This window comes from Inhella proteolytica (assembly GCF_016093275.1).
Lineage (GTDB): Bacteria > Pseudomonadota > Gammaproteobacteria > Burkholderiales > Burkholderiaceae_C > Inhella > Inhella proteolytica.
In genome coordinates this window covers 331,005-343,358 of record NZ_JAEDAK010000001.1, presented here as the reverse complement: position 1 = coordinate 343,358, position 12,354 = coordinate 331,005, and the positions used below count along the sequence as shown (strand labels likewise).

Below are 12,354 nucleotides of genomic sequence, written 5' to 3'. Positions count from 1 at the left end.
GCTCAGCCGAGCACGCGCTCGGCCATCCGCTCGGCGGCGCCCCGATGGGCAGCCGCGAACGCCAAGGCGGCCTTGCGCATCTGTTGCAAGGCCGCTTTGTCGTTCAGCAGTTGCATCGCCAGCGCCAGGGCAGCCCGGACATCGCTCACCTGTTGCGCGGCACCGGCTTGCAAGGCCAGCTCGGCCGCCTGCGCGAAATTGAAAGTGCTTGGCCCAAGGATCAACGGGCAACCGCAGGCCGCCGCCTCGATCAGGTTCTGGCCGCCGAAGGGCCCGAAGCTGCCGCCCAGCAGGGCCAGATCCGCCAGGCCGTAGTACAGCGGCATCTCGCGCATCGAGTCGCCCAGCCACAGCGGCTGGGCCAGGGCGGAGGCGTCGGGGCCGACGTCGCCCCAGAGCGATCGGCGCGCGGGGCGCCCCAGCAGCGTCGCCACCTCCTCGAAGCGCTGCGGGTGGCGCGGCACCACCAGCAGGCGCGGACGCGGCTCCGGCAGCGCCTGCCAGGCCTTCAGCAGTTCCGCCTCCTCGCCCTCGCGGGTGACGGCGGCGAGCAGAACCGGCGGGCCGGCCGGGCGCCAGGCCTGCCCGCGCTGCAGCAGGGCCAGATCGGGCTGCAGATCGAACTTCAGATTGCCCAATACCTCGACCTGGGCCACGCCCATCAGGCGCAGGCGCTCGGCATCAGGCTGGGTCTGCGCCAGGGCGCTGCGCAGGCGCCGCGCGGCCGCGCCCAGCAGGTTCGGGAAGCGCTGCCCCTGCCGCAGGCTCTTGGCACTCAGCCGCGCATTGACGAGGTGGATGGGCGGCGCCTGCGGGTCGGCCAGCAGGGTGGGCCAGACCTCGGTCTCCATCAGCAGGCCCAGGCACGGGCGCCAGTGGGCATAGAAGCGCCGCACCGCGCCCGGCGTGTCGAGGGGCAGCCAGCATTGGGCATCGCCCGCGCGCAACAGCGCCCGGCCCGCTTCCCGCCCGGTGGCGGTGGTGTGCGTCAGCAGCAGGCGCAGGCCGGGTTCGCGCCGGCGCAGCGCCTCGATGAGCGGCTGGGCGGCGCGCGTCTCGCCCAGCGACACCGCATGCAGCCAGACCCAGCCGCCCTGCCCTGCACCGCTGCCGCAGAAGCCCAGGCGCTCGGCCATCGCCGCGCGGTAGCCCGGCTCGACCCGGCCACGCCACCACCAGCGCGCCAGCAGCAGCGGAGCGGCCAGGCGCATCGCGCTGCCCCAGAGCCAGCGCGCGGCGCGCTCGCGCATCGGTTCAGTGTCCGGCTTGGAAGGTCGCGTCCGGCTTGACCTTGAGTAGTTCGCCCATGACCTCGGCCTGGATGCGATCCAACGCTTCCTGCGTGTGGCCCTCGAAGCGCAGCACCAGCACCGGCGTGGTGTTGGAGGCGCGGATCAGGCCGAAGCCATCCTTGTATTCGACGCGCAGGCCATCGATGGTGATGACCTCCTTGGCGTTCGGGAACTTCGCCACTTCGAGCAGGCGCGCCGTGATGGCGTGGTGCTCGCCCTCGGCGCAGGGCACGTTGAGCTCGGGCGTGTTGACCGAATCCGGCAGGCTGTTGAGCAGCTTGCTGGGGTCCTTCTCGCGGCTCAGGATCTCCAGCATGCGCGCGGCGGTGTACATGCCGTCGTCAAAGCCGTACCAGCGCTCGGCAAAGAAGATGTGGCCGCTGAGCTCGCCGGCGATCGGCGCACCGGTCTCCTTCAGCTTGGCCTTGGCCAGCGAGTGGCCGGTCTTCCACATCAGCGGGCGGCCGCCATGCTTCTTGATCCAGGGGGCCAGGCGCTGGGTGCACTTGACGTCGTAAATGATCTCGGCGCCCGGCACGCGGGTCAGCACGTCCTTGACCAGCAACATGTACTGGCGGTCCGGCATGATGACCTTGCCGTCCTTGGTGACGATGCCGAGGCGGTCGCCATCGCCGTCAAAGGCCAGGCCGAGCTCGGCGTCGCAGGCGTGGACGATCTTCTTCAGGTCTTCCAGGTTTTCGAGCTTGCTCGGGTCCGGGTGGTGGTTGGGGAAGTCGCCATCCACCTTGGAGTAGATGTCGATGACCTCGCAGCCGAGCGCGCGCAGGATGGCCGGGGCCGAAGCGCCGGGGATGCCGTTGCCGCTGTCCACCACCACCTTCATCGGGCGAGCGAGCTTGCAGTCGCTGACGATGCGCTGCAGGTACTCGGCCTGGATGTCCATCTGGCCGGCGCGTCCCTTGCCCTTGCTGTAGTCCTCGGCTTCGATGCGGCGGCGCAGGCCCTGGATCTCCTCGCCGTACACGGCATGGCCGGCCAGCACCATCTTGAAGCCGTTGTAGTCCTTGGGGTTGTGGCTGCCGGTGATCTGGATGCAGCTGTTGCAGCCATGCTGGCCGCGCGTGGCGGCCACGTAATAGGTCATCGGCGTGGTCACCATGCCGATGTCGACCACATCGACGCCAGCGGCGCGCAGGCCGCGCATCAGGGCCGCGGCCAGCTTGGGGCCCGAGACGCGGCCGTCACGCCCCACCACCACGGCCTTCTCCCCCTTGGCGCGCGCCTCGGTACCGAAGGCGCGACCGATGTGCTCGGCCACTTTCTCGTCGAGGTTCTTGCCGACGATGCCGCGGATGTCATAGGCCTTGAAGATGGATGCGTCGACTTGCATGGGCGTGCCTGGGGGTCAAAAGGGGCGGGATTGTAGGAAGTGCCGGTTACCTGCAGGTACTCAGGTCGAAGCCGTGAACAGATCGCCCAGCGTCGGCTCGACCGGACCGGTCAGCGTGCCCACCAGCACCACGCTGAGATCGTCCAGGCCTGCGGCCGCCCCGTTCTCGACGAAGTAGATGTGAACCGCCGTGTTGGCGGCGTCGCCGCGCGCGCCGGTGGGGTCGGCCGTAACGAAGACCACGCAGCGCGCCCCATCGGCCAGCACGAACTTGCCGGCCGCCGCGCTGGTGGCGAAGTCGGCGCTGGAGAGCAGGGCCTGGGCCTTGTTGAAGATGAACTCGGCCGTGGTGGCCACACCGGCCAGCGTGCCACCAGTGGCGCCGTTCAGCGCCGGGCTGGCGGCGGCAATCGCAGCACCGGCGAAGGCGCTGAAGTCCAGCTTGTCGGAGCCGACGGTGAAGTTCAGGATCGTGTCACGCCCGTTCGCCGCCGCATTGGACTCGAACACGAAGCGGTCCACGCCGCCGTTGCCGCCGTTGACGTTGACCCCGGCCGACAGCGCGAAGTTGCCGCCGTCCGGGCCGGCACCGCTGTTCAGCACGAAGGTCACCACATCGTTGGTATTGAAGCCCGCGAGGAAGCTCAGCAGCACGGTGTCGCTGCCACTGTCGTAGCTGGCGCCGGTCAGCGTGCCGTTGCCGGGGCCGGCATTGATGGCCGCCAGGTTGGCGTTGATCAGCCCGGCCATGGCCACGCCGATGGTGTCGGCGCTGGCGCCGTCCAGCACCGCGCCGTTGCCGTCGCCATAGCTGGTGTCCGCCACCGCCGCTTCGGTCAGTGTCAGGGCCGTGCCATCGATCGTCATGGCGATGGTGATACGATTGCCCGCCGCGGCCACCGCGTCCGGCGCGCCGCTGAGCGTGAACGCCCAGGTCTCGGCAAAGCTGCCGGTGCCACCGGGCAGGCCGCCGTCCAGGGTGTCGTTGCCACCGCCTCCGCGCAGCAGGTCGTCGCCACTGCCGCCGACGATCAGGTCGGCCGCGGCGCCGCCCCACACCGTGGCGCCCGGCCCCACCGTGCTGTCCACCACGGTGATGCTCATGCCGGTGTCCATCGGCGCCACCGTGCTGGCCTGGCCGGCGCTGCCGAACACCAGCCCGCCCAGGCTCAGCACCGAGCCGGCATAGCTGAACAGCGTGGTGCTGCCGGCCTTGAGGGCCCCGGCATCGAGGTCGAACACCAGGGCGGTGCCCTTGTCGGTCGAGCTGCGGGTCAGCACCACGGCCTCGAACAGGGACACGGCGCTGACGCTGGCCAGGCGGCCGAGCACCAGCTCATCGTCGCTGCCGGCCGTGCCCATGGCTTGCAGGCCGCTGGCGCTGAGGGCACTGAGATCAAGCACGTCGAAATCGACGCCGAAGCCCGGCGAGGCCCCATTCAGCGTGGCCAGGTTGACGGCACCGATTGCCCCGCCCACGGCGGCCGAGCCCAGGGCCTCGTTGGCCAGGCGCACGGTGTCATGGTCATTGCCGGCACCGTCCGTCAGCCGCGGGCTGCCCTGGGTCGCGCGGAAGATGTTGTCGATGGCATAAACATCGTCGCTGGCGCCGTTGTCGCGCAGGAACTCGAAGCCGCTGAATTCCAGCGCGCTGGTCTCGGGCCCGCTGGCCAGGCGGACGCTGGCGCCGTCCTGACCCGACAGGCTTTGCCCCAGGGTGAAGATCTTGGGGGCGGGCGAGCTGTTGAAGCTGATGGCGTCCTCGGCGTCCTGCGAGCCCACCAGCTTGAGCTGGCCGGCGGCCACCCCGTTGTCGGGCGTGTGCGAGCTCAGCACATGGGTGTTGCCGCTCAGCGGCGTCACGCCGTCGCCCGTGGTCGGCGTCACCGTCGCCACGGTGCGGCCGCTGCTGTTGCTGTCGTCCGCGAGGTTGCTGCTGGGCACCCAGGCGCTGATGGCCACATCCACCACGATGCTGCGTGTCAGCTCATTGAACTTCACCGTGTTGGTGCCGCCGCGCAGGATGCTGCTGCGGGCCTCGGGCGACTGGGCCGAGCTGAGCACCAGGGTCTCGTTGTGATCGCTGCCCTGCACCACGCTCCAGAGGGCATTGGCCTGGGTGATGCTGCCGCTCAGGCCGGCATCGCGGTACTCGAACAGGCTGCGCGCGTAGGGCTGGCCGCTGTTGAGGTCCGAGAGCTCCACCCGGTGGGTGGCGCGGTCCAGACTGGCGTCCACATCGGTGGCGGTGTTGAAGTTGCGGCTGAACTGGATGAGCCAGTCCTGGCCGGAGTTGGTGAGGTCGATGACGCCGGCACCGGCCGCCGCCACGACCTCTTCGACGTTCTTCAAGGTGTCCATGCGGTCGGTGGCGCCACCGAAGGCGTCATCGACACCGTTGTCGTTGACGAGCACGTACTGCGTGCCGGCCGCGGCCTCGTTCGTCACCAGCAGCACGATCTTGCCCGTCTCGGCGCTGTAGTCCACGCGGTCGGTCTGCGCCCCCAGGTCGAAGGTGTAGAGACTCTGGTTGCTGAGCTGCGGCAGGTTGCCGCGGTCGGCGCTCTGGTTCGTCAGCACCAGGGGGGCGCCGGCCACGGCACCGGAGGCCTTCAGCGCGGCCACGCTCATGCGCACGTCGTCCGTGCCGGCCTGGTTCAACAGGTCGTAGGTCAGGTAGGTATTGAGCGGGATCTCCCCCTCGGCCGGCGAGCCCGGCGGGTGGGCGTTGCTGTTGTTCATGTTGTCGGCGATCAGCACCAGATCGGGCGTGCCCACCGGCGGCGGTGTCAGGCTGGTGTCGTTGACGGCGACCTCGATCTGCCCCACCCCACCGCTGAGCACCAGGCGCAGCGTCTCGGCGCCCTCGGTCAGGGCATCGGCCGTGAGCGGAATCTGCACCACGCTGCGGCCCTGTGCGTCCAGCGTGAAGAAGCCCGAGAGCGGGGCGCCGCCGATGTCGGCACTGCTGATGCCTTGCAAGGTGTAGGCCACGGTGCTGCCAGCGCTCAGCTGGGTGGTGTTCAGCGTGATGTCGACGGTGCCGCCCTCGTTCACGCTGCTGAGGCTGGCCGACAGCGCATAGGTGGGCGCCGGCGGCGGGGTGAGGCTGGTGTCGTTCACCGTCACGCTCTTGCTGACCAGATTGCCGCCCACCGTCAGCACCAGGGTCTCCGTCCCTTCGGTGCTGGCATCGGCCACCAAGGCCAGCGTGAGCAGGGCGCGGCCATTGGCGTCCAGCGTGAGCGAGCCGGCCAACACGCCTCCCGCCACGTCGGCGGTGCTGACGCCGCTGATCGTGTAGGGCAGGCTGGTTCCGGCGGCCAGGCCCGTGGTCTGCAATTCGAAGCTGATGCCATTGCCCTCATTCACCTGCGCGCTGCTGGCCGTCAGCGCGTAGGTGGGGTCGGGTGCGGGCTGCAGCGGCGCCAGCAGTTGCGCGAAGCCCTTGCCGTCGTACACCGCCCCGGCGGGCGAGAGCGCGAAGCCGGCCGCCTTGTCCACCCGGCTGGCCAGTGCCGCCTTGACGGCGAGCAGGTCGGCGTCCGTGCCGCTGTACTCGTTGACCATGCGCACGATGTCGAGCGCAAAGTCGCCGCGCGAGGCGTAGTTGGGCATCAGCGGCTGGATGGCCGCCACCCAGCCGGCCCTGACGCCGGCCGTGGCCCCCGTGCCGAAGCTGAGCGTGTCGACCAGCAGGCTCGCGAAGCTGCTGTTGCTGGCGATGTTGGCGTAGGCCGTGAACGGCGACTGCGGTACCGGGTAGTTGAAGAGGAAGTTCGCCAGGCTGGCCGGCGTGGCTCCCGGCAGGCCCAGCTCGTAGCTGCCCCAGGCCACCAAGTCGGCCGTGGGCGCCGAGCGGAACAGCTGCGCAAAGAGCTGAATGACTTTGGCGGCGGAGGGGGTGAAGTTGTCGATGGCGGCCATGCGGATCTCCTGCGGTGACGGGCCATGATGCCGCAAGCCACCCCGCTCTTGCGTTGCAGCGCGCCGGCTGTCGATTCGTCGGCACCCCCGCCCCCGGCGTGGGTGGCCTGCCTAGACTGCCGCGCCATGAACACCCTCTTCTCCGCCTTGCAGCTCGCGCGCCAGGACTTCTTCAAGCTGCGCAAGCACCGTGCCGCGCCGGCCTGGGCCATGTGGCTGATGACCGGCCTGGTCTCGCTGGGCTGGGGGGTCGGGCTGCTCGCGCTGATCGCGGTGCTGGGCCGACGCTGGGACAACCTGGACTGGCTGCTGGCCCAGGCACCGCCCTTCTTCGCCAGCACCTTCATCGTCGGCGCCGTCTTCCATGTCGTCTTCACGCTGATCGAGCAGCGGGCCCCGCAAGGCTTTCTGGACTGGGTCAATGGCGAGCCCGGCCTGTGCGTGTCGCTGTTCTACGGCCTGGTGTCGATGTTCTGCGTGGGCCTGGGGCTGGGACTTAGCTATCTGCTGATCGGCCAGATACCCGGCATGGAAAAGGCGGTATGGACGCCGCAGCGCAGTTGGTGGTCCTTCGCTCTGGTGTCCATCTTCGCCAGCGTGCTCTGGGGCCTGTGGGCCTGGCAGCAATGGCATGAGGAGCAGCTGCGCCGCCAGGCCAAGGAAGCCGAGTTGCGCCTGCTGCAGGCGCAGATCGAGCCACACTACCTGTTCAACACCCTGGCCAATGTGCGCAGCCTGATCGACTTCGACCCGCCGGCCGCCGGTCAGTTGCTGGACGCCTTCACCGACCACCTGCGCGTGAGCCTGACCAGCATGCGCGCGGAGACAGTGCCGCTGGAGCGCGAGCTGGAGCTGGTGGGGCATTACCTGCGCCTCATGCAGCTGCGCATGGGGGATCGCATGTCCTTCCACATCGAGGCCGATCCCGAGCTGGGCGCCGTGGCCGTGCCGCCGCTGCTGCTGCAGCCGCTGGTCGAGAACGCCATCCACCACGGTTTGGAGTGCTGCATTGACGCCGGCATGATCGAGATCCGCGCCGAGCGGCGCGACGGCCTGCTGGTGCTGAGCGTGCGCGACAACGGCGTCGGCCTGGACGCACCCAAGAAGCGCAAGGGCGCCGGCGTGGCCACGCAGAACATCCGCGAGCGCCTGGCCAGCCGCTACGGCGAGCGCGCCCGCCTGGTGCTCCAATCCGCGCCGCCCCGTGGCACCCTGGCCACGCTTGAAATTCCCCTGCCCACGCCATGAGCCTCCGTGCCCTGATCGCCGACGACGAACCCCATTTGGCCCGCCACCTGCAGGCCCTGCTGCAGCAGGCCTGGCCCGAGCTCGAGATCGTGGCCAGCGCCCGCAACGGCCTGGAGGCCGCCCAGCAGATTGCCGAGCTGAATCCCGATCTCGCCTTTCTCGACATCCAGATGCCAGGGCTGACCGGCCTGGAGGTGGCCCAGGGCATCGAGGGCCCGACCCGCGTGGTCTTCGTCACCGCGTACGACGAGTACGCCGTGCAGGCCTTCGAGGCAGCGGCGCTTGACTACCTTCTCAAGCCGCTGCAACTGGAGCGCCTGCAGCGCTCGGTGGCGCGGCTGCGCGCTTCGCTGGGCAGCGATCAGGCCGCCAGCCAGGCCGATGGCCAGCTCGGCGCCGCCCTGCAGGCGCTCGCCCCCAAGGTTACGAACCCGCTGCGTTTCATCCGTGCCTCCAACGGGGAACTCACGCACCAGATCCCGGTCGCCGACATCCTCTACTTCCATGCCGACGACAAGTACACGGTGGTGCAGACGCCGCAAGGCGAGCACCTGATCCGCACGCCCATCAGCGAGCTGGTGGAGCAACTGGACCCGGAGTGCTTCTGGCAGGTCCACCGCTCCACCATCGTCAACCTGCAGCACCTCGCAGGCACGCGGCGCGACGACAACTCGCGCCTGTTCGTGCGCTTCCACGGGCATGGGCGCGAGCTGCCCGTGAGCCGGGCCTACGTGGCGCGCTTCAAGGCGATGTAGCCCGCACAGCGCGCGACCGCGCCAGCGGCGCACCGGGTAGCAGGATGGCCGGGCAGGCACCCCAGCGCTGCGCCGCCAGCGCCAGCAAGTGGCCTTCGCTGTCGGCCAGGTGGGCATCGGCCTCCGCCACCGCCACACACAGAGCCAGCACCTGCTGGCGCAACGTCGGGTCCTGCACCTCGTCCAACAGGCTCAGCAGCAGGTCTTCGCTCAGGCGGCCGTTCCAGCTGCCGGCGTGGGGCTGCATCAGGTCCTCGCACAGGGTGCGCAGGACTTCCAGCAGTTCGGCATCGCTGAGGCCCAGGCGCTGCGCCGCGGTGGTCTGGGCCAGGGCCTCGAACTCGCGCGGGCTGGCCACGCCGTCGCTGATCAGGGTCAGGGCCACCAGGCGCGCCGCGGCTTGGGGACTGTTCTTCGGGTAGTTGCGCATGTGGTTCTCCGGATTCAGGGTTGGGTGTCTGCAACCAGCAGCGCGCGCTGCGTCTGCCGGGCACGCGGGCGCACCCGCAGCCGTTCATGCAGCCGCTCGTGCAGGCGGCCGACTTGCCCGGCCAGCGCCTCGACCAGTTGGGCCAGCAGGCGCGGCCAATCAGCACCCCGCTCCGTGAGCACCAAGTGCTGGCCCTGGCGGCTGCGCAGCAGCAGCTGGCACTCCTTGTCGCAACCACCGCGCGGCCCGTTCAGGTCGCGCAGGCGGATTTGCACCGCAGCCACCCACCAGGCCAAGCGGCCGAGGCTGCGCCGTACGCGCTGCACTGCCAGCGCTGCCCATGGGCGCAGGTCTCGGCCCTGCGCCACCCATCGAATGTCCATCGCCACTCCTTGACCCCAGAACGCTGGGGCGCCGCCATGGTCGTCGCAGGGGTTCTTCCGTAAAAGCAGAATGTGGCTGAGGCTTACTTCGAAGGAACCTGATGAACTACCACCATCTGCACTACTTCTGGGTGGTGGCCAAGGAGGGCGGCATGGCCCGGGCGGCCGAGCGCCTGGGCGTGGCGATCCAGACCGTCTCGGCGCAGGTGCGTGAACTGGAGCGCGCGCTGGGCACCAGCCTGCTGCGCCCGCAGGGCCGCGGTCTGGCCCTCACGCCCGCGGGCCAGGAAGCCTTGCGTGTGGCCGATGAGATCTTCCAACTCGGCGCCCAACTCCCTCAGCGCGTGCAGGCCGCGCAGGAGGGACCGGCACTGCGCCTGGCGGTGGGCCTGGCCGATGGCCTGCCCAAGCTCTGGGTGCGGCATTTCCTCGATCCAGTGCTGGGCGAAGCCCATCTGCACCTGCGCTGCGTGGAGGGCCGGCCGGATGAACTGCTGGCCGACCTGGCCCTGCACAAGCTCGACCTGGTGCTGACGGACCGCGAACCAGCGCCGCAGCCCAATCTGCGCTTCTACGCCCACGCCGTGGAAACCGCGCCGCTGAGCTGGTTCGGCACGCCGGCGCTGGCCGCCGCGGCGCGTGCGGACTACCCCGCCCACCTGGCGGACCTGCCCGTGCTGCTGCCCACCGGCCACGCCGCCATCCGCCTGGGGTTGGAGCGTTGGTTCGAGCGCCACGGCCTGCGCCCGCGCATCGCCGGCGAGTTCCAGGACAGCGCCTTGCTCAAGACCTTTGGTGCCGCCGGACTCGGCGTTTTTGCTGCCGTCAGCAGCCTGGCCGGCGATTTGCGCGAGCGCTATGGCGTGGAGCCGATTGCCGTCATCGACGGCGTGCACGAGCAATTCGTGGCCCTGGCCGCCGAACGCAAGATCCAGCACCCCCTCTTGGCCCGGTTGCTGGGGACAGGTCCGAAAACAGCGCCTGAGTGAGCGTGGCGCGGCCAACAATGCCGCCATGCTGCTCGACCCCACCGCCTGCTACGCCGCCCTGACCGCCCGCGACCCGCGCTTTGACGGGCAGTGGTTCGTGGCCGTTTCCAGCACCGGCGTGTACTGCCGCCCGGTGTGCCGCGTGCGCACGCCCAAGGCGGCCAACTGCAGCTTCTACGAGCTGGCCGCCGCGGCGGAGGCCGCCGGTTACCGCCCCTGCCGCAAGTGCCGGCCCGAACTGGCGCCGCGCGCGTTCTCGGCCCTGGTGGCCAGCGAGCAACTGGCCCAGGCGGCGCGCGAACGCCTGGACGCCGGCTGGCTGCAGGGCCTGGCCGACCTGGCGGCGGAGCTGGGCGTGACGGACCGGCACCTGCGCCGCATCTTTCAGCAGCACTGGGGCGTGAGCCCGCTGCAGTACCAGCAGACGCAGCGCCTGCTGCTCGCCAAGGCCCTGCTGACCGACACCGATCTGCCCATTGCCGACGTAGCCCTGCGCGCCGGCTTTGGCAGTGCGCGCGCCTTTCATGCCGCCTGGGCCCAGCATTACCGCCTGGTGCCGGGGGATCTGCGCCGACAGGCCAAGCCCGGCAGCAGTGCACCGCGTGCGCGTTTGCAGCTCGGCTTGCGCCCACCGTTGGCCACCGGCCATCTGCTGCGCTTCCTGGCGCTGCGCGCGGTGCCCGCTGTCGAGCAGGTCGATGAGGCAGCCGGCACGATCACGCGCTGCTGGCCGCTGCCCGATGGCCGCTGGGGCCAGCTGCGTGCCCGGCTGGGCGAGCGCGCGGTGGAGCTGGAGCTGAGCCCGCTGCTGTGGCAACAGCCTGGCGCCGTGTTGGCGGGCGTGCGCAGCTGGCTGGACCTGGACGCCAACCCGGCCATCATCGACGCCCATCTGCAGGCCGCGGGCCTGCCCGTGCTGCCGGGACTGCGCCTGCCCGGCTGCCCGGACCGCTTCGAGCTCGGCCTGCGCGCCATCCTGGGCCAGCAGGTCACCGTGGCCGCCGCGCGCACCCTGGCCACCCGCCTGGTGGAACGCTTCGGGCAGCCGCTGCCAGCCGAAGAGCGCCTGGAGGGCGGCCCCACGCACCGCTTCCCGCGCCCCGTGGAGCTGGCCACCGTGCCGGCCGAGGACATCGCCGCGCTGGGCATGCCACTCAAACGCGCCCAGGCCCTGCAGGCGCTGGCGCGCGCCTGGCCGCAGCTGCGCTTTGCACGCCGCCAGGGCGAGCCCGCGCTGGCTGAGCGCGAGCTCACCGAGCTGCCCGGCATCGGCCCCTGGACGGCCGCCTACCTGCTGATGCGCGGCTGGCCGCACCCGGATCGCTTCCTGCCCGGCGACGTCATCCTGCGCCAGCAGCTCGAACGCTTGCCCGCGCTGCAGCCCGAGGCCTGTGCCCCCTACCGCAGCTACGCCGTGCTGCAACTCTGGAATGCCGCCCCATGAAGACGCCCTTCGTCGCCCAATGCCATTTGCCCACCCGCTGGGGCCCGATGCTGATGCGCCGCACCGATCGCGGGCTGGCCGGCCTGTGGAGCGACACCCAGGCCCACCACCCGGGCTGGCTGACCCTGCCCGATGAACCGCAGCACCCCTGGTTCCAGCAGGCGCTGCAGCTGCTGGAGGACTGGCCCACGCTGCGTGGCGACCCCGCGCTCCCGCCGCTGGATCCGCAGGGCACGGACTTCCAGCGCCAGGTCTGGGCCCTGCTGCTGCAGATCCCCCGCGGCGGCCACAGCAGCTACGGCGCACTGGCGTGCCAGCTGGGCGACCCGAACAAGAGCCGCGCCGTGGGCGCCGCCGTGGGGCGCAACCCGATCGGCGTGCTGGTGCCCTGCCACCGCGTGCTCGGCGCCGATGGCTCGCTGACCGGCTATGCCGGCGGCCTGGCCATGAAATGCGCGCTGCTGGATGCCGAGGGCGTGGACTACCGCCGCCCAAGCGCCCTGCCCGGCCAGCAGTCGCTGGAATTGGCTTGAGC

The 12,354-nt window shown here is 70.4% G+C and carries 10 protein-coding genes; 5 read left to right on the top strand and 5 right to left on the bottom strand.

Going from position 1 to position 12,354, the window contains the following annotated elements:
- Positions 1-2 precede the first annotated feature (2 nt).
- Genes I7X39_RS01500 through I7X39_RS01490 form a run of 3 tightly spaced genes read right to left on the bottom strand, consistent with a single transcriptional unit; the run spans position 3 to position 6,570 of the window.
- A complete protein-coding gene (locus tag I7X39_RS01500; protein ID WP_198109180.1) occupies positions 3-1,250 on the bottom strand; it encodes a 3-deoxy-D-manno-octulosonic acid transferase in 1,248 nt (415 codons plus the stop codon).
- A 4-nt stretch (positions 1,251-1,254) separates the two neighbouring features.
- Positions 1,255-2,643, bottom strand: a complete 1,389-nt coding sequence (locus I7X39_RS01495; protein ID WP_198109179.1) for a phosphomannomutase/phosphoglucomutase — start codon at positions 2,641-2,643, stop codon at positions 1,255-1,257.
- A gap of 60 nt (positions 2,644-2,703) precedes the next feature.
- Entirely contained in the window at positions 2,704-6,570 is a 3,867-nt protein-coding gene (locus I7X39_RS01490; protein WP_198109178.1) for a beta strand repeat-containing protein, read from the bottom strand.
- A 126-nt stretch (positions 6,571-6,696) separates the two neighbouring features.
- Between I7X39_RS01490 and I7X39_RS01485 the strand changes: the two genes are divergently transcribed.
- Both I7X39_RS01485 and I7X39_RS01480 read left to right on the top strand, forming a co-directional pair.
- Complete coding sequence (locus tag I7X39_RS01485) at positions 6,697-7,818, top strand: sensor histidine kinase (RefSeq protein ID WP_198109177.1); 1,122 nt, start codon at positions 6,697-6,699, stop codon at positions 7,816-7,818.
- Positions 7,815-8,573, top strand: a complete 759-nt coding sequence (locus I7X39_RS01480; RefSeq protein ID WP_198109176.1) for a LytR/AlgR family response regulator transcription factor — start codon at positions 7,815-7,817, stop codon at positions 8,571-8,573. Before I7X39_RS01485 ends, I7X39_RS01480 begins: the two co-directional genes overlap by 4 nt.
- Here I7X39_RS01480 and I7X39_RS01475 read toward each other — a convergent pair.
- Both I7X39_RS01475 and I7X39_RS01470 read right to left on the bottom strand, forming a co-directional pair.
- Entirely contained in the window at positions 8,560-9,003 is a 444-nt protein-coding gene (locus I7X39_RS01475) for a TerB family tellurite resistance protein (RefSeq protein WP_198109175.1), read from the bottom strand. The genes I7X39_RS01480 and I7X39_RS01475 overlap by 14 nt on opposite strands.
- A 14-nt stretch (positions 9,004-9,017) precedes the next feature.
- Positions 9,018-9,386 carry an HPF/RaiA family ribosome-associated protein gene (locus I7X39_RS01470; RefSeq protein ID WP_198109174.1) on the bottom strand — a complete coding sequence of 123 codons (369 nt, stop codon included), beginning with the start codon at positions 9,384-9,386 and terminating at the stop codon, positions 9,018-9,020.
- Between the two features lie 101 nt (positions 9,387-9,487).
- Between I7X39_RS01470 and I7X39_RS01465 the strand changes: the two genes are divergently transcribed.
- The 3 genes from I7X39_RS01465 to I7X39_RS01455 are packed head-to-tail and all read left to right on the top strand — an operon-like array spanning position 9,488 to position 12,352.
- The gene (locus I7X39_RS01465) at positions 9,488-10,375 is read left to right on the top strand and encodes a LysR family transcriptional regulator (protein WP_198109173.1); all 888 of its coding nucleotides are present in this window, start codon (positions 9,488-9,490) and stop codon (positions 10,373-10,375) included.
- Positions 10,376-10,400: 25 nt separating this feature from the next.
- Positions 10,401-11,819, top strand: a complete 1,419-nt coding sequence (locus tag I7X39_RS23550) for a DNA-3-methyladenine glycosylase 2 family protein (protein ID WP_198109172.1) — start codon at positions 10,401-10,403, stop codon at positions 11,817-11,819.
- Complete coding sequence (locus I7X39_RS01455) at positions 11,816-12,352, top strand: methylated-DNA--[protein]-cysteine S-methyltransferase (RefSeq protein WP_198109171.1); 537 nt, start codon at positions 11,816-11,818, stop codon at positions 12,350-12,352. Before I7X39_RS23550 ends, I7X39_RS01455 begins: the two co-directional genes overlap by 4 nt.
- Positions 12,353-12,354 lie beyond the last annotated feature (2 nt).